Below are 20,000 nucleotides of genomic sequence, written 5' to 3'. Positions count from 1 at the left end.
ATGAAAGAATATAAAAAACTACTTCTCAGTAATAAGGCTTGGGCTTCAGAAAGATTAGCCGTAGACGAACATTATTTTGACGATCTTTCCAAAGACCAAAAGCCTCTTTTCCTCTGGATTGGCTGTGCAGATAGTCGAGTTCCTGCAGAAGAAATTACACACGCCAACCCTGGCGATATATTTGTTCACAGAAATGTGGCGAATATGGTGGTGCACACCGACATGAATTTACTTTCAGTTTTACAATATGCCGTAGAAGTGCTCGAAGTGAAACACGTGATTGTTTGTGGACACTACAATTGTGGAGGTGTTCGTGCTGCGATGACCAATAAAGATTATGGTTTAATCAATAAATGGCTAAGAAATATCAAGGAGGTTTATGAAAAGAATTTTGATGAAATCCGTGTACTTCCTACTGAAAAGGACCAATTTGATCGATTAGTCGAATTAAACGTAAAAGAACAAGTATTGAATTTGGCCAAGACAACCATTGTTCAGAAAGCTTGGAAGAAAAACGAATACCCATTCCTTCATGGATGGGTATTCGATATGCATCACGGTGAGATCAAAGAGATTTTGAACATTGACCCTAATGAGTGGCATAGTTCGGTTTTCTCTTTCGATTTTGACGAATAATTATAAATCCGTCTTAATTTTTAATTCCTTTAATTGTGCAGGAGCAAGGGGTGATGGTGAGTCAATCATCACATCCCTTCCTGCATTATTTTTAGGGAAGGCGATGTAATCACGTATAGACTCAGACCCTCCAAATAAGGAACACAGACGGTCAAATCCGAAGGCTAAACCACCATGTGGAGGAGCCCCATATTCAAAGGCATCCAATAAAAATCCAAATTGGGCTTTCGCTTCTTCTTCTGTAAATCCTAGCACTTCAAACATGGTGGATTGAAGCTCTTTTTGGAAGATACGAATAGAACCGCCGCCAACTTCCACTCCATTCACTACTAAATCGTAGGCATTAGCTCTCACCTTACCTAAATCACCTGCCATCATCAAAGGAATATCCTCTGGTTTGGGGCTGGTAAAAGGATGGTGCATGGCAAACCAACGATTTTCCTCTTCACTAAATTCCAAAAGAGGGAAATCTACCACCCAGTGTACTTTATAATTATTTGGATCACGCAATCCCATGCGAGTACCCATTTCTAATCTCAATTCATTCAATTGTTTACGCACCTTGTCTCCTTCGCCGCTTAAAATCAACATCAAATCCCCTGGTTCCGATTGGAAGGCTTCTGACCATTTTTTCAAATCTTCTTCCCCATAAAATTTATCCACCGAAGATTTTAAGCCGTCAGCTTGATGACGAACATAAATCAATCCTTTGGCACCAATTTGTGGACGACGAACGAAGTCGGTTAACTCATCCACTTGCTTGCGTGTATATTCGGCAGCTCCCTTAACACAAATTCCAATCACATGAGAAGCCGTATCGAAAACTTGAAAATCTTTACCAGAAGTTAAGTCATTATCCTCCCCTTTCAATTCCACGAAATGCATATCAAAACGAATATCAGGTTTATCAGAACCATAATATTTCATGGCATCTGCATAGGTCATCCGAGATACTTCTCCTATATCTAATCCTTTCACTTGTAAAAACAAATGACGAATTAAACCCTCAAACATGTTTAAAATATCTTCCTGCTCGACAAATGACATCTCACAGTCGATTTGTGTAAATTCCGGTTGTCTGTCCGCACGCAAATCCTCATCTCTGAAACACTTAACCAATTGATAGTAACGATCAAACCCTGAAACCATTAACAATTGCTTAAACGTTTGTGGCGACTGAGGTAAAGCATAAAACTCACCTGGGTTCATGCGAGAAGGCACCACAAAATCACGTGCTCCTTCGGGGGTCGATTTAATCAAAACAGGGGTTTCTACTTCAATAAAATCGGCATCATCTAAATATCGACGAACCTCTTTGGCTACGGTATGACGTAAACGTAAGCTTTCACGAATGGGAGTACGGCGAAGATCAAGGTAACGGTATTTCATACGTACATCTTCTCCTCCATCTGTTTCATCTTCAATTAAAAAAGGTGGCAATTTTGCAGGGTTCAGCACCTTTATTTCTTTCACCTTTATCTCAACATCTCCAGTGGCTAGTTTATCATTTTTAGCCAAACGCTCTACTACGATTCCTTTAGCCTCCACCACAAACTCTCTACCTAAACTACGTGCCAAAGACAAGGCCTCTGGACTAGATTTCCCCTCCTCCAACATCAATTGAGTAATGCCATAACGATCACGTAAGTCAACCCAAATCATTCCCCCTTTATCTCTTGTTCGCTGTATCCAACCACATAAGGTTACTTCTTGCCCTACATGATCCAATCGTAATTCGCCATTCGTATGAGTGCGTAGCATAGTTTATTCTCAGATTAAAAAAATTTGTGCAAAATTACGTAAAATATCTGTTTTAAACATTTTGTCCTTTTAATAAGTTAAAACCGTTTGAGAAATATCATGCCTATGAAACAAGTTGGGGTTGTTGGATCGGGAATAGGAGGAATTGCTTTTGCGATTCGTATGGCTTGTTTAGGACATCAAGTTCAAGTATTTGAGGCCAATTCTTTTCCGGGTGGCAAATTATCTGAGTTTCAAATCAATGGTTTTCGTTTTGATGCAGGACCATCCCTGTTTACCCTGCCCCACTTAGTGGATGAGCTTTTTACCTTAGCTAAAAAAAATCCGAGAGACTATTTTAATTATGTTCGTTTACCTGAGGTTTGTCGATATTTTTGGGAAGACCATACCCGACTCGTAACTCTGGAAAATCCGGCGGATACGGCGCATGAAATAGCCAAAAATTTAGGTGAAAATGAGAAAAATGTACATGATTTCATTTTGGGTTTGCAAGATAAATACCAAATCATTTCAGAATTATTTCTCGAAAATTCTTTGCACCAGGCAAGCACTTGGTTGAGTAAAAAAGCTTGGAATGGCTACCTAAATATACCCCGATTGGGTATGTTTTCCACCATGCACCAGGCACATAAAAATCGATTTAAAAACCCTAAAACGGTTCAATTATTCGATCGTTATGCCACCTATAATGGCTCAGATCCTTATCAAACCCCTGCTACTTTGTCGATTATCCCCCATTTGGAATATAACATCGGCGCATTTTTTCCCAAAGGGGGCATGATTGCGATAACTCAATCCTTGGTTCAATTAGCTAAAGATTTGGGCGTACAATTCCATTTCAATGAAAAGGTAAATCAAATAGTTTGCGAAAATAACCATGCCGTAGGCCTTGAAACGGCAAAGGGCTATTACCCTTTTGACATCCTAGCGAGCAATATGGATATTCGCCCATCCTACCAACAATTACTCAAGGATCAAATTCAGCCTAAAAGGCTCTTACAACAAGAAAAATCAAGTTCAGGAATCATATTTTATTGGGGTATGAATAAAAAATGGTCCGAATTAGGCGTTCATAACATTTTCTTTTCAGACCAATATCAAGAAGAATTTAAAGCTCTGTTTGTAGACAAAACCTTGTCGGATGACCCCACTGTTTATCTCCATATTTCATCCAAGGTAGCCCCCGAAGACGCCCCAGAAGGTGGAGAAAATTGGTTTCTTTTAATCAATGCTCCAGCTAATCAAGGTCAAAATTGGGATGAATTACTGCGCTTAACTCGAGAACGAGTGATTCAAAAAATCAGTCGGGCATTAGGTGAAGACATACGTCCTTACCTCGTAGTTGAGGATTATTTAGACCCCAGAAGGATTGAAGAACGCACCTCCTCTTCTGGTGGGGCGCTATACGGTAATGCGTCTAATAATCGATTTGCCGCTTTTTTACGTCACCCAAATTATCGAAGTGCCATTAAAAACTTATATTGGATTGGAGGAAGCGTACACCCAGGAGGAGGAATTCCCCTTTGCTTATCATCTGCCAAAATTGCTTCCAAGCTTTTTCAAGAAAATGCTTAATTTCGCATAAAATTGACATATCATGATTCAAAGACCCCAATCTATTTTTTTACTAATTGTTATCATTGCAGAAATACTGGTAATAGCTGGCTGGCCATTGTGGACCAAAACAGGTATTTCTGGTGAGACGGCCCAGGTATTTATTTCTGAATGGACTTCACAAATTCAAGGCAAATCCCAAGTGGAAGCGAATTATATTCCTCTGGTTTTGGTATTGATTTCTATTGCTTTAACGGCATTTATTTTGTTCCAATTTAAGAACAGAATGCGTCAAATGGCCTTGGGATTAGTCAATTCCATGTTGATAGCAGGAACCATGGGATATAGTTTCTATACGATTTACAAAAAAACCATTCCATTGTTTAACCCAGAAATGCAAGGCGCTTACGACCTAGGTTTTTATGCCCTCATAGTGGCTTTATTAGCCAATATGATTGCCAACAGATTAATTAGAAAGGATGAAATGTTAGTTCAATCTTCCAATCGAATGCGTTAAAATTAAACGATTCCCTCACGTAAAAGGTCGTGGAGATGTATGAATCCCACGGCCTTTTCCTTTTCTAGGACTACAAGCTGGGTAATATTTTTTTCTTGCATCAAAGCCAATGCTTCCGTGGCAAAAGCCTCGGATGAAATGGTTTTTGGATGGGAATTCATCATCTGAACAATCTGAATATTGGCCCAATCTTGCTGTTTTTCTAACATTCTACGAACATCACCATCCGTTATAATTCCCAGTAAATCCCCCTTTTCATTCATAACGGTAGTGGCCCCTAAGCGCTTGGAGCTTATTTCATGAATGGCTTCTTGAATAGAGGACTGAGGTAAAATGCTAGGAAACTCATGTTGAGGATAAATATCTGCGACTTTTAAATACAAACGCTTACCCAAGGCACCTCCAGGGTGATATTTAGCAAAATCTTGGGAAGTAAAGCCTTTACATTCTAACAAACAAACAGCCAAGGCGTCTCCTAAAGCTAGGGCTACCGTAGTAGAAGTAGTGGGAGCCAAATTCAATAAATCTGCTTCTGATTCGGCTAGTGCGTGAAGAACAAAATCAGATTGTTGGCCTAGATAAGATTGTTTATTGGAAACCATGGCAATCAAGGGAACCCCCAATCGCTTAATTAAAGGCACTAAAACTTTTATTTCAGGGGTATCTCCAGATTTAGATATACAAATCACCGAATCTCCTCGTTGTATCATTCCCAAATCCCCATGGATAGCATCTGCTGCATGCATAAACAAGGCAGGGCTACCCGTGGAGTTTAATGTAGCAACAATTTTCTGAGCGATTAAGGCTGATTTACCAATGCCCGTAAAGACTATTCTTCCTTGGCTAGCCAGTAAATGTTCCACGCAAGCTTCAAATTCAGAATTTATGGCAGCACTAACTTGTAAAATAGCTTCTGCTTCTTGGGTTAAAACTTTTTTTGCTGTGGATTGAATATTTTTGTTTAATTTCAATTTTAGTAGAATTTGAGTACACAAAGTTAATTAACTATGTACGATTATTTCTGCTACATTGTGAAACATACCAGTAGTTCCTAAAATTATGCCCATTCAAATTTCCAACGATACGTTAAAGGAGCATCTCAAGAAGACCTTTGGATTTAGCCAATTTCGTGGAGAGCAGGAAGCTATCATCCAAAATACGCTTCAAGGGAATAATAGCTTTGTGCTTATGCCTACTGGAGCAGGGAAATCCCTATGCTACCAACTTCCGGCCATTGTCATGCCCGGAACAGCCATTGTTATTTCTCCTCTAATTGCATTGATGAAAAATCAAGTTGATCAAATGATCGCATTTGGTGTCAATGCTCAATTTTTAAATTCGTCACTTACCCGTGCAGAAATGAATCGGGTGAAAAACGAAGTATTGAGTGGGGAGGTGAAGTTATTATACATCGCTCCAGAATCTTTAAATAAGCAGGAGAATCTCAGCTTCTTACAACAGGCCAATATTTCATTTGTAGCCATCGACGAAGCACATTGTATTTCCGAGTGGGGGCACGACTTTAGGCCTGAATATAGAAAAATACGTGCCATCATTGAATCAGTCGACGAAAAATTACCCATCATCGCGCTGACAGCCACTGCTACGCCCAAGGTACAGCTGGATATTCAAAAAACATTAAATTTAGAGGATGCCAAGGTGTTTAAATCATCTTTTAACAGAAAGAATCTCTACTATGAAATTCGCTCTAAAAAGGACATAGACAAACAGCTGATTCGTTATATCAAAAGTCATTCTGGAAAAGCAGGCATCATTTACTGTTTGAGCAGAAAACGCGTGGAGGAGATTGCCGATTTATTACATGTCAATGGCATAAAAGCTCTTCCTTATCATGCTGGACTAGATCCCGCGGTTAGAATGGCGAATCAAGAGTCATTTCTTAATGAGGAAGTTGAAGTGATGGTGGCAACCATTGCCTTTGGCATGGGTATCGACAAACCTGATGTGCGTTTTGTCATACATTATGATGCCCCTAAATCTTTAGAAGGATATTATCAAGAAACGGGTAGAGCAGGAAGAGATGGTCTAGATGGTACTTGTATCTTGTTTTATACCTACGATGATATCCTAAAGCTCGACAAGTTCAACAAAGACAAAGCTGTTTCTGAAAAGGAAAATGCCAAATTATTATTGGCTGAAATGGTTTATTATGCCAATTTAGGTGTCTGCCGAAGAAAACAATTACTTAATTATTTTGGGGAATATATGGCGGAGAATTGTGGCTTTTGCGACAATTGCCTCCACCAAACTCCAACCTTCAAAGCCGAAAGCGAAGTTGTATTAGTATTACAAGCCGTTCAAGCAACAGAAGAGAAGTTTGATGCCGAACACATAGCCGACGTTTTAGAAGGCAAAGTGAACCAATACGTACAAAGTTATGATCACGATAAATTACCTGTTTTTGGAGCAGGTAAGACCGTTTCTTGGAATGCGAAAGCAGTAGACGAAGATGATGATGACGACAATGAGGAAGAGGATGAGGAAAACCCAAGCCCTAAAAAGCCGAAACTGAAAAAGAAATCCCAAAAGGAAAATCATTCAGACGACGAGAAATCACCTTGGATTTCTTTCATCAAACAAATCACCATTCATGGCTACTTGGTCAAAGACATTGAGAACTATGGTGTTTTAAAATTAAGTGAAAAGGGTCTCAACTTCATTCAAGATTCTTATCCAGTAACTTTCTCTAGAGACCATGACTATGAGAAAGAAGCTGAGCCTGATGAAAATGATGAAATGAATGCAGGAGTAGGTGCCAAAGCCTATGATGATGCCTTATTTGAACTACTAAAAAACTTACGTAAGAAATTAGCCAAGGAGAAAAACTTACCTCCTTACGTGATTTTCCAAGATCCATCTTTGGAAGAGATGGCGACAACTTATCCTAGTACCCAAGAAGAAATGGCTCAGATCAACGGAGTCGGGATGGGAAAAGTAATCAAATTTGGAAAGCCTTTCTTGGATGTCATCAATCGTTATGTAGATGAAAATGAGATTGAAACGGCCCGTGAAGTGGTCGTTAAATCCACTGTCAATAAATCTAAAATTAAGATATACATCATTCAACAAGTAGATCGTAAAATAGATTTGGATGATATCGCCTATCAAAAAGAATTAAGTATGGCGGAATTAATCGAGGAGATTGAAGCCATCTGTTATTCTGGAACAAAACTGAATTTAGATTATTACATCAATCAGGTAATAGAACCCGATAAGCAGGAAGAGATTTATGATTACTTCTTAAGCTCTGATACCGATAACATTACGGAAGCCTTAGACAATTGCAATATTGACGACGTCAGTGAGGAAGAGTTGCGTTTAATGCGAATCAAATTTTTAAGTGAACTAGCCAATTAACGAATATTATGAATGTATTACTTTTGGGATCCGGAGGACGAGAACATGCATTTGCCTGGAAAATATCCCAAAGTCCTTTATTAAGTCAATTATACATAGCTCCAGGAAATCCTGGAACAGCCCAATTAGGCATTAATTTGCCATTTGGTTATGCTGATTTTTCAGCGATTGTGGATGCCATTAGAACTTATCAAATTGAATTAGTTATTGTGGGTCCAGAAGAACCCCTAGTTAAAGGAGTTCGTGATTTTATTGAATCTCAAGAAGATTTACAACATGTGGGAATCGTTGGGCCAGGGGCTTTAGGTGCCCAATTGGAGGGAAGTAAGGATTTCTCAAAGAACTTCATGAAGGCTCATGGTGTTCCTACAGCCGCATCCAAAACATTTACCAAAGATAATGGAGAAGAAGGCCTTGCCTATTTAGCCACACAGTCGCTTCCTATCGTATTAAAAGCAGATGGTCTTGCGGCAGGTAAAGGAGTAATCATTGCTCAAAGTCATGCAGAAGCAGAAAAAGCTTTCAAAGAAATGATCTATGATGCCAAGTTCGGAGAAGCCAGCTCTAAAGTTGTTATTGAACAGTTTTTGAGAGGGATTGAGCTATCCGTTTTTGTATTAACTGATGGTGAAAACTACGTGGTATTACCTGAGGCTAAAGATTATAAGCGAATTGGAGAAAATGATGAAGGCTTGAATACTGGCGGTATGGGAGCCGTTTCACCTGTCCCCTTCGCTACGGAAAGGTTCATGGAATTAGTTAAGCAAAAAGTCATTGAACCAACCATACAAGGACTTAAATCAGATAACATACCCTATCAAGGTTTCATCTTCATTGGTTTAATGAATCATGAAGGAGAACCTTATGTGATTGAATACAATGCCCGTATGGGAGACCCTGAAACAGAAGTAGTATTGCCAAGAATCGAATCAGATTTCTTATCTTTGCTTCTTGCGGCTGCTCAAGGGAAATTAAAAGACGAAAGTTTACAAATTTCTAACCAATATGCTGTGACTACCATGGTGGTAGCGGGTGGTTATCCTGAAGATTATCGAAAAGGAGACATCATGACCGGCATAGAGAAAGTAGAAGAAGCCCTAGTATTTCATGCTGGGACCCGTGAGCAAGACGGACAAATTGTTACCTCGGGAGGCCGGGTAATGGCCTTAACCGGCACTTCAAATACCTTGGAAAGAGCCATCCAAAAATCTCAAAAGGCGGCTCAAACCATCCAATTTGAAGGTAAAAACTTTAGACGAGATATTGGTCTCGATGTATTACGATATAAGTCGTAAGGAGACCGATTGACACATATACTTATGGCATGTAAATCGTGTTCAACTGGATCATGTGGATCCAAGGCATCAGCAGAAGGAGCAGTTTCTGGCTGCCAAAGCAATGGAAGTTGTGGTACTGGTGCTTGCAATAAAATGAACGTTTTTGACTGGCTGTCCGACTTGGATGTGCCTCAATTTCAGCGTTATCATGTAGTTGAAGTAAAATTCAAAGCAGGAAGAAAAGAATATTTTCGCAATCCCAATCAATTAGCTTTACATACCGGAGACTCTGTCATGGTAGATTCATCTAGCGGTGTACAGCTGGGTGTAGTTTCCCTACAAGGTGAACTAGTACGCTTGCAATTATTAAAAAAGGGGATTAAAGACGACGATAAACTCAAAGACATCCTTCGCATAGCTACTGAAAAAGATGAAGAAAAACATCGTAATTCTTTAGAAAGAGATTTACCTACCCTATATCGTACCCGACAAATCATTGGTGATTTGAAGTTGAACATGAAACTTTCAGATGTTGAGTTTCTTTCTGATGGTACTAAAGCCGTATTTTATTACTCTTCTGACGACCGTGTTGATTTTAGAGAGTTAATCAAATTATTGGCGAACGAATTCAAAATCAGGGTGGAAATGAAACAGATTTCCCTTCGTCAAGAGGCCGGCAGATTAGGTGGAATTGGCGTTTGTGGTAGAGAATTATGCTGCTCTACTTGGTTGACTGACTTTAAAAATGTTACCACTTCGGCGGCTAGATATCAAAACCTTTCCTTGAATCCTGTGAAGCTAAGTGGCCAGTGTGGTCGCTTAAAATGCTGTCTTAATTATGAATTAGAGACCTACATGGATGCCTTGAAGGAAATCCCGACCATAGAAGGCCGCTTAAAAACCAAGCGTGGAGATGCTATTTTACAAAAAACAGACATCTTTAAACGAATGATGTGGTTTGGCTTCGCTGGGGAGGAATCCATTTGGATACCTGTGACCTGTGATCGTGTTAAGGAAATCATTGACCTAAATAAAAAAGGCATAATTCCTGATTCATTTGAAAATCTGGACCCAGATGTACCAGAGGTAGAAAAGCCTAAATTGTCTGAATTAAATTCCGATTTGGAAAGAATGGACAAAAAATATGGCAAAGGGAAACCAAGCGGACCTCGTTCAGAAAATCAGCGAAGAAATAATGGAGAGCAAAAAGCCCGAAATAATTTCCAAAAAGGAAATAAAGGACCGGGAAATAACAATCCAAATAAACCACAAAATAAACAGGAAGGCCCTAAAGTTCGCCCAGAAAACAGCGTAAAACCTCCAGTGGTCAATACCCCTGAGGGAGGAGAAAATACAGGTGAGGCTACTCCAAAGCCATTTAAAAAGAAATTCAAAAAGAAATTTAAACCCAGACCACCTAGAAATGGCCCTGAGACGCCCACTGCTTAAATTCTTTCTGTTACTTTTTCCCTTGAGCATTTTAATCGCATGTCAGGGAGATCAAGTATTTGACCAAACTAGCAAAATGGGAGAGCAAGGCTGGTCACAAAAAAATCAGGTTGTTTACCCATTTGAAATTAAAAACTTGGATCAAACGTATAACTTGTATATGGCTTTACGTCAATCGAATGATTATCCTTTCAACAATTTTTATTTTGTTCCCAAGCTAATAAGCTCCGACGGCAAAGTAATTAAACAAGCATTGGCTGAGGCCATTTTATATGATCCAAAATCAGGAAAAGCCAAAGGGGAAGGCCTTGGGGATATCTACAGCCATAAATTTTTGATTTTTAAGCAATTAAAATTCCCTAAAAAGGGGAAATACAACTTGTCCTTATCGCATGACATGCGAACAGATACCTTAGCTGGTATTATTTCTATCGGTGCATCCTTAGTCCCTAATCCATAGTCACATGTCTAAGATTGATGATATTGATAAACAAATTCTAGCCTTTTTACATGAAGATGCCTACATGTCCAATAAAGACATGGCACAGCGACTAGGCATGAGCCCTACTCCTATCCACGAGCGTATCAAGCGCATGGAAAAAGATGGAGTGATCACAGGATATAAAGCCACCATCAATCCCAATAAATTAGGTAAATCATTAACCGTATTTTGTGATATTTCTTTAAAAGAACATGCAGCAGAATATCTAAAACAATTTGAAGAGGATGTGATGAATCTATTAGAGGTGCAAGAATGTTACTGCGTTTCAGGGCATAGCGACTTTCTACTTAAAATTGTGGTGGCAGACATGGATGAATACCGTGATTTTATCTTGCATAAACTGGCGAGCATCAAAAATATTGGTAACGCCCAAAGCCACTTTGTGATGAATCAAATACAAAATGAAAGCATTTTACCTTGGTTAAATCAAGAAAAAACTAGATAAACCTATAAATTGGGGTAGATGCACCAATAAAATTACCTAACTTGAATAATTAACATCGTTTGAATTGACCTTATGAACAAGATTACAAAAACAATCGTCAGCCTATTAGTAATCGTTTTGATATTAGGCATCGCCTTTTACCCCAAGGTAAAAAAGACTTTTTTTGCTGAAAAGAAGGAAGAAGGTAAAGAAAAAGGTAAAGGTGGCCCTGGAGGTGGTAAAGGTGGTAAAACTACCGTTGTGGTTATGGTCGTTAAAGCAACTCGACTAGACGACATGATCAATTCCACAGGTAGTATTCTTCCCAATGAAGAGGTTGAAATCCGTTCAGAGATTGCAGGAAGAATTAATCAGTTAAATATCAAAGAAGGAGATGTGGTTCAAAAAGGAATTATTCTTTTACATATCAATGATGATGATTTACAAGCACGTTTGAAAAAACTAGGCTACAATAAAAAATTAGCTGAAGATAATGAGGCTCGCCAAAAGGTCTTACTTCAAAAAGAAGCGATCTCACAAAGGGAATATGATATTGCCGTAAACTCGGTTAATACCATTTCGGCTGACATTGAAGATTTAAAAGCACAGATTTTAAAGACAACCATCCGTGCTCCTTTCTCTGGAACCATTGGTTTTCGCTATGTAAGTATGGGAAGTTATATTTCCCCAACCACTAGAATTGCTACATTAACTAATACGAATCCAGCTAAAATTGAATTTTCAATTCCAGCCAAATATGCTTCTCAAATTCGTAAAGGAAATACCATTGAATTTATCACGGAAAATGAATCAAAAACCTATGCTGGTAAAGTATATGCGATTGACCCTAAAATAGACCCTTTGACGCGTACACTTCAAATTAGAGCCTTATCACCAAACCCTGGTGGTGTTTTAGTTCCAGGTGCATTTGCGAAGGTTAACCTAATTTTAAAAACCAAAGGTTCAGCTATTTTAGTACCCACTGAAGCCGTTGTTCCTGAATCAAAGGGGAGCAAAGTTTATGTGGTAAAAAATGGCAAGGCCGTTTCTACCAAAGTAGAATTGGGTACACGTGGAGAGAGAAACGTGGAAATTTTATCGGGACTTTCTATTGGAGACACCTTAATTACCAATGGTATCATCCAAGTTAAACCAGACGGTGAAGTGGATATTAAAGAAGTCGTTCAATAAGACAAAAGATGCCCAGCATTTACCTAAGTACAGCTCTTTGGCAATATAAATTTCGCAAAATGGGATACTTATTTGCGGGTTTAAAGGCCTATATACAGCTATGTACTTGGGTCATGTTCCAGCGCATCCTACATCCTTCAAGACCCATACTAGGCGTTTTATTGGCTCAGCACTTGGGTGATATTGTCGCATCTGAACCTATCATTCCCGCTTTGTTAAAGAAATATCCTCAAGCCAAACTTGTGTGGATTATTCAAAAGCATTTTAGACCTCTGTTAGAACAGCATCCGGATATATTCCGCTTGGTGTCGGAAGAAAATATGCTGAGTAGCTACTTCTTAACGAAGTGGAATCCTTTCCATCATTTTTTTAATCTTCACTTAAACGAATTACGAAAAGATCCTTTCTTTCATATTCCTTTAGAGAATGACACGGCAACTAAGCTGGGTATTAACATTCATAATTATTATTCCAAGCATAATTTATTAGAGAATTTCTCCCAGCTAGCCAGATTAGGTTTAATAAAAGGCCAGCCCACCATTTATTTGCCCAACAAAAAATTCAATCTCCCATTTGAAGGAAAATATTGGCTTATTCATCGCATTTCCAATGACCCATGTCGGGAGTGGACTGATCAAAATTGGTTAAAACTCATTCAAGCAGCTATTCAGGAATGGGATGTTAATATAGTAGAAATTGGGACAAGTCAGGGCCTTGATTTTGAACATCCAAAATTCCTTTCCTTGGTTGGGAAAACCAGTGTAGAGGATAGTTTATTTTTAATTAAATCTGCGAGCTTTTTTATTGGTATTGACTCTGGTCCAACCCACTGTGCCAACGCATTCCAAATTCCTGCCTTGGTTATGTTGGGAGAGTTTGCCGACTTTAAGAAATACATGTCCTATTCAGGGGCATATCAGCAAAATACCTTGGCTAATCTGGTATACAATGAACAAGGACCAGCAAAGCAATTAAGTTTTGAGGAAGTTTGGAATAGGCTTCAGCAGAGCATAGAATTACATCATATCACTCAAGAAATACCAAATCATAACTAATATAAATTATGGCCTCTCTATCAGAAACCAGCATTAAACGACCGGTATTATCCATTGTAATGTCCATCACCATCATTGTGTTTGGAATCATTGGATATACATATTTAGGTGTTCGTGAGTTCCCTTCTGTGGACCCTCCGGTGGTAACTGTTCAGACTTCCTACACGGGAGCCAATGCAGACATTATTGAATCTCAGATTACTGAACCTCTAGAAGAATCCATCAATGGTATTGCTGGGGTTAGAACCTTAGCCAGCTCAAGTCGCGATGGGCGCTCCAGCATAACGGTAGAATTTGATTTGGCCGTAAATATTGAAGATGCCGCCAATGACGTTCGTGACCGTGTATCGAGAGCCATGTCTCTTTTGCCAAAAGATGTGGACCCTCCAGTAGTAGCCAAAGCGGATGCCGATGCGAACCCAATCTATAACATTAATATCTTCTCCAAAACGAGAGGTTTATTGGAATTGAATGAATTAGCCACCAGAAATGTAAAAGAAAAGTTTCAAACTATTCCAGGCGTTAGTTCGGTACAAATGTGGGGTGAGAAGAAATATGCCATGCGTATGCATATTGACCCTGAACGTTTGGCTTCCTTCCGCTTAACAGCCCCTGATATCGTTTCAGCTTTAAGTAAACAAAATATCGAGTTGCCTTCAGGAAGTATTGAAGGTGCGAATACTGAATTAACAGTAAGAACTCAAGGAAGAATGACTACGGTGGAAGACTTTAACAATTTGATTATTAAAGAACAAGATGGCCGTTCCGTTAAATTTTCTGATGTAGGCTTTGCCGAATTATCCCCTGAAAATGATAAGACATTCTTCAAACGTGATATGACACCTATGATTTCAATTGCGGTAATTCCTCAACCTGGATCAAATCAAATTGAAATTGTGGATGCCATCAATAGAAAACTACCTCAAATTCGTCAAACATTACCACCAGACGTTGAATTAAAAGAAGGATTCGATAATACGAAATACGTACGTAAATCATTGGTAGAGGTAGAGGAGACTATCTTAACAGCCATTTTATTGGTAACCATCATTATCTTCTTATTCCTGCGCGATTGGCGATCAACCTTGATTCCACTTACGGCCATTCCTGTCAGTTTAATTGGTGTATTTTTCTTTATGTACCTAGTCGGGTTCTCGGTCAATGTATTAACCTTATTGGGAATTGTATTATCCATTGGACTAGTAGTAGATGATGCCATTGTTGTATTAGAAAATATTTATTCCAAGATAGAAGATGGCATGACGCCTTGGAAAGCAGCCCTAGAAGGCTCCAAAGAGATTTATTTCGCTGTTATTTCCACGACCATCACCTTAGCTGCTGTATTCCTACCCGTTATTTTCTTACAAGGTATTACTGGTCGTTTATTCCGTGAATTTGGTATTGTGGTAGCAGGATCTGTTATTATTTCAGCCTTTGTATCCCTGACACTAACCCCGATGTTAAGTTCTAAATTATTGAAAGGCGGACATCATAAACCTTGGTTTTACCGAGTTACAGAGCCATTTTTTGTTTGGTTAACTGCCGCTTACCAAGGATCCTTAGAATCTTTCTTGAAAATCCGCTGGATTGCATGGGTGATTATGTTCTCTTTGTTTGGTATCATTTATACCCTATTTAAATACGAAGCCATTCCTTCAGAATTAGCCCCATTGGAAGATCGCGGCGCTCTGAGAATTAGTTCTACCGCCCCAGAAGGAGCCACTTTTGACTATATGTTAAACTATACCGACAAAATGGCTAAGTTTTTAATGGAGACTATCCCTGCTAAAGAACGTTATGCTATTTATGCCATTACCTCGCCACCTTTTGGAAATGGAGCAGCCAATACGGGTAGTTTCCGTATACTTTTAGGTGATCCAGAAAAGAGAAGAACGCAACAAGAAATTGCGGATGAATTATCACCTAAAATCAAGAAATTTACTGGCGCTAGGTCTAACCTGATTCAAGAGCCTACCCTTTCTACTGGACAACGTGGTGGTGGAGGCTTACCCATTGCCTTCGTAGTTCAAGCACCTAATTTTGAGAGTTTGAAAAAAATCATGCCTCAATTCTTGGCGAAAGTACGTGATAATCCAAAATTCGAAACATCTGACGTCAATTTGAAATTCACGAAACCGGAGTTACGTATTGAAATAGATCGTGCTAAGGCTCAAAACCTAGGTATTGCCATTCAAGACATTGCTCAAACCTTACAGCTTGGACTTTCAGGTCGTAGATTTGGCTATTTCATCATGGATGGAAAGCAGTATCAGGTAATTGGTCAAATTGATAGACCTCAACGAAATGACGTAAGCGATCTAAAATCACTGTATGTAAAAAATAACCGAGGAGATTTGATTCAATTAGATAACTTAGTCAAAATCACCGAACAAAGTACACCACCGCAGCTATACCGTTATAACCGATATGTAGCAGCTACCGTACAGGCCCAAATGGCCAAAGGAGTAACTTTAGGAGAAGCCTTAAATGAAATGGATAAAATAGCAAAAGAGACATTGGATGTATCTTTCTCAACGGCTTATGATGGACAAAGTAAAGAGTTTAAAGAGTCTAGTTCTTCTTTATTATTTGCTTTTGCCCTTGCGATTTTATTGATATATCTAATTCTTTCGGCGCAGTTTGAAAGCTTTGTGGATCCTCTTATTATCTTGTTTACCGTGCCATTGGCAGTAGCAGGAGCATTATTGACCTTATGGGATTTTAGCCAAACTCTGAATATTTTCTCTCAAATTGGTATCATTGTTCTCATCGGTTTGGTTACCAAAAATGGTATTTTGATTGTGGAGTTTGCCAACCAAAGAAAAGAAGCTGGCTCAAATAAAATGCTAGCCGTTCAAGAGGCTGCCATAGCACGTTTCAGACCTATTTTAATGACCTCACTTTGTACCATTTTAGGTATTTTACCTATTGCCCTTGCCTTAGGATCTGGTTCTCAAAGCCGTGTTTCTATGGGTATTGCCGTAGTAGGTGGTATGTTATTTTCTACTACCTTAACCTTGTACATTATTCCAGCTATTTATAGCTACATGTCTAGTAATCTAAAACACCAAGGAGAAAAAGAAGAAAGCCCTTCTTTGGTAGGCCATGAATAAACACGAGGTTTGGATGCAACGTGCCCTGGATTTATCCCTTTTGGGAGCAGGGCGTGTTGCTCCAAATCCTTTAGTGGGTTGTGTCATTATTAAAAATGACCAAATCATAGGAGAAGGATGGCATCAGGCATACGGTCAAGCGCATGCAGAAGTTAATGCCATACAATCCTTGGCACATCAAGAAGATGCGCAAGGTGCATCGGTGTACGTTAGCTTAGAGCCATGCTCTCATACAGGTAAAACTCCTCCATGTGCAGATTTATTAATCAAGTCAAAAGTCAAGGAGGTTTTCATTTGTAATTTAGACCCCAACCCGCTAGTTGCAGGAAAAGGAATCGAAAAATTAAAAGCAGCCGGAATTCAAGTTGAACAAGGTATTTTAGAAGAAAAAGGTGGAATTATCAATCGTCACTTTTTTACTTTTCACCAAAAAAAACGGCCTTATATCACCTTAAAATGGGCGTCCTCTTTAGACGGGTTTATTGCCCAGGAAAATGGAAAACCTGTTACTTTTTCAAATAAGCCAAGCCAGACCTTAGTACATCAAATGCGTACTCAACACCAAGGTATATTGGTTGGAGTAAATACCATCATTCAAGATAATCCCCAATTAAATGTCCGCTTATGGACAGGCAATAATCCCATTCGCATCGTTTTAGATCCCCATAATCGTATTCCTAAAAATAGTCAAGTCTTACAAGATGGTCAGCCAACTTGGATTTTTACACAAGATGTTCAAGTAGATGATGGACCTTATCAATGGTTTGCTCTAGGAGAAAACTATCAAATAAAGGATATATTAAACATAGCTTATGCAAAAGGGTTAATTTCTATTTTAGTAGAAGGGGGCACAAAGACCTTAATGGCTTTTCTGCAAAGTGGCTTGGTAGATGAAGTTTGGAAGCAAGAGAAAAATATCTTACTTGGGAAAGGTATTCCAGCACCAAATTATAAGCTAACATGGGGGAATGGCAGAAAAATAGGAGAAGATAATGTGTGGTATCAAGCTGATTTAGGCTAGACCAAATATTTGCAACAATAAATAGGCATTCAGGCCTAAAATCACTGCACTAATTAACCAAGAAAGTATCGTTAACCACTTAGGATTTACAAATTTCCCCATTTTTGCTTTATCACTGGTGAACCAAACCAGAGGTATTACCGCAAAACTTAGCTGCATCGAAAGGACTACTTGAGAAAAGACCAATAATTCACCAATCTTGCTATCTCCCCAAATCCACGTGATAAAAAAGGCAGGTAATATAGCCAACATGCGGGTGATTAATCGCCGCAGCCAAGGTGCTAACTTTAAATCGATAAAACCTTCCATGACAATTTGACCAGCTAATGTACCCGTCAAGGTTGCATTTTGACCTGATGCTAATAAAGCTATGGCAAATAAGGCAGATGCCCATTGACTTCCCAGTACCGGATCAAGTAATTGATAAGCATCCCGTATATCAGCGACATGCGGCATACCATTGATATGAAAAGCTGATGCCGCTAAAATTAAAATTCCTGCATTAATAAAAAAGGCCAAGCCCAATGAAAGGGTAGAATCAATCGTAGCGAATTTGATTGCCTTGGTCTTATCTGATTCTGTATGTGCAAAGGCCCTTGTCTGTACAATACTGGAATGTAAGTAAAGATTATGCGGCATTACGGTTGCCCCTAAAATACCAATGGCCACATATAGCTGACTAGAATCCTGAAATATAGAAGCTTGCGGAATAAGCCCTTTCATTACACTCGATATATCTGGCTGTGAAAGTAGCAATTCATATCCAAAACAAAGAGAAATCACGGCTAATAAAGACATGACAATAGATTCCAGCACCCTGAAGCCACGGTGCTGGAAGTATAGAATTAAGAACACATCTAATATGGTAATGAGTATACCATACAGAATTGGAATGTCAAAAAGCAAATTTAACGCAAGAGCTGACCCAATTACTTCAGCTAAATCGCAAGCTACAATCGCTAATTCGCAGAGTACCCATAGAAATATGGCTACAGGCTTTGAAAAAGCTTCTCCACAAGCCTGAGCTAAATCACGACCTGTAGACACTCCTAGTTTTAAAGCCAAATGCTGTAATACAATGGCGAATAGACTAGAAATAAAAATAACCGACAATAGCGTATAACCGAATTGAGAACCTCCCGCTAAATCAGTAGCCCAGTTCCCCGGATCCATATATCCTACTGCCACCATAAATCCAGGGCCAATAAATGCTCGCAAATTTTTCCAGAAGCCGGGGCCAGAGTGAATGGGAATACTTCCGTATACCTCACTTAATGACCGCGTCTTACCTTCTGACCGCCAAGCGTTTGACATAGATGAATAGTTTGATTACGAACAAATATAGATAAGAATTACGAGCAAACAAAAATATTTTTTAGTCAAGACTAAAAATTTATTTTATGTTTCATTTTGTGTACTTTTATATTGGCTTAAATCAAAAAAATGGCAACATCATTCGCGGAAGAAAATTACCTAAAGATTATTTATCGATTGTCAGAATCGACTTTAGAAGACATTTCGACCAATGCTGTGGCTGAATTAACCCAAACCAAGGCTGCCTCTGTGACCGATATGCTAAGAAAATTAGCTGAAAAAGGTTGGGTAAACTATCAAAAATACCAAGGTGTGAGACTCACGGAGGAAGGAGAAAAAATAGCCTTATCCATCGTTAGGAAACATCGTTTATGGGAGGTTTTTTTGGTAGAAAAAATGGGATTCAATTGGGATGAGGTACATGAAATCGCAGAGCAATTAGAGCATATTGAATCAGAGGCATTAATCAATAAATTAGACGAGTTTTTAGATTTTCCAAAGACTGACCCACATGGTGACCCGATACCTAATAAGGAAGGTATTCTTCCCGAATTAGGTTACATGCATCTTTCAGATTTAAAGGAAAACAAAGCTTGTGTTTTGATGGGTGTTGCCAAGGATTCCGCTGTTTTTCTTCAATTATTAACGCGCCTGCATTTAAGCCTGGGAGCCAAGCTCATCGTCAAAGAAATCAATCCATTTGATAGGTCAATATCCGTATCAATCAATGAATCGGGGCCCGTTTTCATTAGCCACGAAGTTGCCAAAAATATTTTGATTAAAATGGCTTAGCCAAAATTGAGCACGG

Annotated in this window: 16 protein-coding genes; 13 read left to right on the top strand and 3 right to left on the bottom strand. The window is 39.0% G+C overall.

The window, feature by feature from the left end; translation table 11 throughout:
- Positions 1-636 carry a carbonic anhydrase gene (locus ACST15_RS06820; protein WP_459453920.1) on the top strand — a complete coding sequence of 212 codons (636 nt, stop codon included), beginning with the start codon at positions 1-3 and terminating at the stop codon, positions 634-636.
- On the opposite strand, the gene aspS is transcribed toward ACST15_RS06820, so the two are convergent.
- Positions 637-2,397, bottom strand: coding sequence for an aspartate--tRNA ligase (gene aspS / locus ACST15_RS06815; protein WP_459453919.1), 1,761 nt, complete (start codon positions 2,395-2,397; stop codon positions 637-639).
- Positions 2,398-2,502: 105 nt separating this feature from the next.
- Here aspS and crtD point away from each other — a divergent pair, with 105 nt between their 5' ends.
- Both crtD and ACST15_RS06805 read left to right on the top strand, forming a co-directional pair.
- Complete coding sequence (gene crtD / locus ACST15_RS06810) at positions 2,503-3,972, top strand: 1-hydroxycarotenoid 3,4-desaturase CrtD (RefSeq protein ID WP_459453918.1); 1,470 nt, start codon at positions 2,503-2,505, stop codon at positions 3,970-3,972.
- 22 nt (positions 3,973-3,994) lie between these two features.
- A complete protein-coding gene (locus ACST15_RS06805; RefSeq protein ID WP_459453917.1) occupies positions 3,995-4,468 on the top strand; it encodes a DUF4293 domain-containing protein in 474 nt (157 codons plus the stop codon).
- Positions 4,469-4,470: 2 nt separating this feature from the next.
- On the opposite strand, the gene ACST15_RS06800 is transcribed toward ACST15_RS06805, so the two are convergent.
- Positions 4,471-5,439: a KpsF/GutQ family sugar-phosphate isomerase gene (locus tag ACST15_RS06800; protein ID WP_459453916.1), complete on the bottom strand. Its 969-nt coding sequence runs from the start codon at positions 5,437-5,439 to the stop codon at positions 4,471-4,473.
- 88 nt (positions 5,440-5,527) lie between these two features.
- Here ACST15_RS06800 and ACST15_RS06795 point away from each other — a divergent pair, with 88 nt between their 5' ends.
- From ACST15_RS06795 to ribD, 9 genes are all read left to right on the top strand, one after another.
- Positions 5,528-7,846 (top strand): RecQ family ATP-dependent DNA helicase, encoded by a 2,319-nt coding sequence (locus tag ACST15_RS06795; protein ID WP_459453915.1) that lies wholly within the window; start codon positions 5,528-5,530, stop codon positions 7,844-7,846.
- Between the two features lie 8 nt (positions 7,847-7,854).
- On the top strand, positions 7,855-9,141 hold the full coding sequence (purD, locus tag ACST15_RS06790) for a phosphoribosylamine--glycine ligase (RefSeq protein ID WP_459453914.1): 1,287 nt from the start codon (positions 7,855-7,857) through the stop codon (positions 9,139-9,141).
- A gap of 24 nt (positions 9,142-9,165) precedes the next feature.
- Positions 9,166-10,572 carry a PSP1 domain-containing protein gene (locus ACST15_RS06785; RefSeq protein WP_459453913.1) on the top strand — a complete coding sequence of 469 codons (1,407 nt, stop codon included), beginning with the start codon at positions 9,166-9,168 and terminating at the stop codon, positions 10,570-10,572.
- Complete coding sequence (locus ACST15_RS06780) at positions 10,547-11,032, top strand: gliding motility lipoprotein GldH (protein ID WP_459453912.1); 486 nt, start codon at positions 10,547-10,549, stop codon at positions 11,030-11,032. The genes ACST15_RS06785 and ACST15_RS06780 overlap by 26 nt, the downstream gene beginning before the upstream one ends.
- A gap of 4 nt (positions 11,033-11,036) precedes the next feature.
- A complete protein-coding gene (locus ACST15_RS06775) occupies positions 11,037-11,519 on the top strand; it encodes an Lrp/AsnC family transcriptional regulator (protein ID WP_223144158.1) in 483 nt (160 codons plus the stop codon).
- A gap of 72 nt (positions 11,520-11,591) precedes the next feature.
- Positions 11,592-12,689, top strand: a complete 1,098-nt coding sequence (locus ACST15_RS06770) for an efflux RND transporter periplasmic adaptor subunit (protein ID WP_459453911.1) — start codon at positions 11,592-11,594, stop codon at positions 12,687-12,689.
- Positions 12,690-12,748: 59 nt separating this feature from the next.
- A complete protein-coding gene (locus ACST15_RS06765; RefSeq protein WP_459453910.1) occupies positions 12,749-13,744 on the top strand; it encodes a glycosyltransferase family 9 protein in 996 nt (331 codons plus the stop codon).
- Between the two features lie 8 nt (positions 13,745-13,752).
- On the top strand, positions 13,753-16,857 hold the full coding sequence (locus tag ACST15_RS06760; protein ID WP_459453909.1) for an efflux RND transporter permease subunit: 3,105 nt from the start codon (positions 13,753-13,755) through the stop codon (positions 16,855-16,857).
- A complete protein-coding gene (ribD, locus tag ACST15_RS06755) occupies positions 16,850-17,878 on the top strand; it encodes a bifunctional diaminohydroxyphosphoribosylaminopyrimidine deaminase/5-amino-6-(5-phosphoribosylamino)uracil reductase RibD (RefSeq protein WP_459453908.1) in 1,029 nt (342 codons plus the stop codon). The genes ACST15_RS06760 and ribD overlap by 8 nt, the downstream gene beginning before the upstream one ends.
- On the opposite strand, the gene ACST15_RS06750 is transcribed toward ribD, so the two are convergent.
- Positions 17,870-19,192 carry an Nramp family divalent metal transporter gene (locus ACST15_RS06750; protein ID WP_459453907.1) on the bottom strand — a complete coding sequence of 441 codons (1,323 nt, stop codon included), beginning with the start codon at positions 19,190-19,192 and terminating at the stop codon, positions 17,870-17,872. The two genes, ribD and ACST15_RS06750, sit on opposite strands and share 9 nt — an antisense overlap.
- Positions 19,193-19,321: 129 nt before the next feature.
- On the opposite strand from ACST15_RS06750, the gene ACST15_RS06745 reads away from it, so the two are divergent.
- Positions 19,322-19,984, top strand: coding sequence for a metal-dependent transcriptional regulator (locus ACST15_RS06745; RefSeq protein WP_459453906.1), 663 nt, complete (start codon positions 19,322-19,324; stop codon positions 19,982-19,984).
- Positions 19,985-20,000 lie beyond the last annotated feature (16 nt).

The sequence above is a fragment of the Aquirufa sp. Wall-65K1 genome (assembly GCF_054558475.1).
This window is presented reverse-complemented; position numbering and strand designations above follow the sequence as displayed.

Excerpts from the sequence above, each read along its gene's own strand:
- ACST15_RS06820 (WP_459453920.1), top strand. The coding sequence starts at position 1 with ATGAAAGAATATAAAAAACTACTTCTCAGTAATAAGGCTTGGGCTTCA.
- aspS (WP_459453919.1), bottom strand. The coding sequence starts at position 2,397 with ATGCTACGCACTCATACGAATGGCGAATTACGATTGGATCATGTAGGG.
- crtD (WP_459453918.1), top strand. The coding sequence starts at position 2,503 with ATGAAACAAGTTGGGGTTGTTGGATCGGGAATAGGAGGAATTGCTTTT.
- ACST15_RS06805 (WP_459453917.1), top strand. The coding sequence starts at position 3,995 with ATGATTCAAAGACCCCAATCTATTTTTTTACTAATTGTTATCATTGCA.
- ACST15_RS06795 (WP_459453915.1), top strand. The coding sequence starts at position 5,528 with ATGCCCATTCAAATTTCCAACGATACGTTAAAGGAGCATCTCAAGAAG.
- purD (WP_459453914.1), top strand. The coding sequence starts at position 7,855 with ATGAATGTATTACTTTTGGGATCCGGAGGACGAGAACATGCATTTGCC.
- ACST15_RS06785 (WP_459453913.1), top strand. The coding sequence starts at position 9,166 with ATGGCATGTAAATCGTGTTCAACTGGATCATGTGGATCCAAGGCATCA.
- ACST15_RS06780 (WP_459453912.1), top strand. The coding sequence starts at position 10,547 with ATGGCCCTGAGACGCCCACTGCTTAAATTCTTTCTGTTACTTTTTCCC.
- ACST15_RS06775 (WP_223144158.1), top strand. The coding sequence starts at position 11,037 with ATGTCTAAGATTGATGATATTGATAAACAAATTCTAGCCTTTTTACAT.
- ACST15_RS06770 (WP_459453911.1), top strand. The coding sequence starts at position 11,592 with ATGAACAAGATTACAAAAACAATCGTCAGCCTATTAGTAATCGTTTTG.
- ACST15_RS06765 (WP_459453910.1), top strand. The coding sequence starts at position 12,749 with ATGGGATACTTATTTGCGGGTTTAAAGGCCTATATACAGCTATGTACT.
- ACST15_RS06760 (WP_459453909.1), top strand. The coding sequence starts at position 13,753 with ATGGCCTCTCTATCAGAAACCAGCATTAAACGACCGGTATTATCCATT.
- ribD (WP_459453908.1), top strand. The coding sequence starts at position 16,850 with ATGAATAAACACGAGGTTTGGATGCAACGTGCCCTGGATTTATCCCTT.
- ACST15_RS06750 (WP_459453907.1), bottom strand. The coding sequence starts at position 19,192 with ATGTCAAACGCTTGGCGGTCAGAAGGTAAGACGCGGTCATTAAGTGAG.
- ACST15_RS06745 (WP_459453906.1), top strand. The coding sequence starts at position 19,322 with ATGGCAACATCATTCGCGGAAGAAAATTACCTAAAGATTATTTATCGA.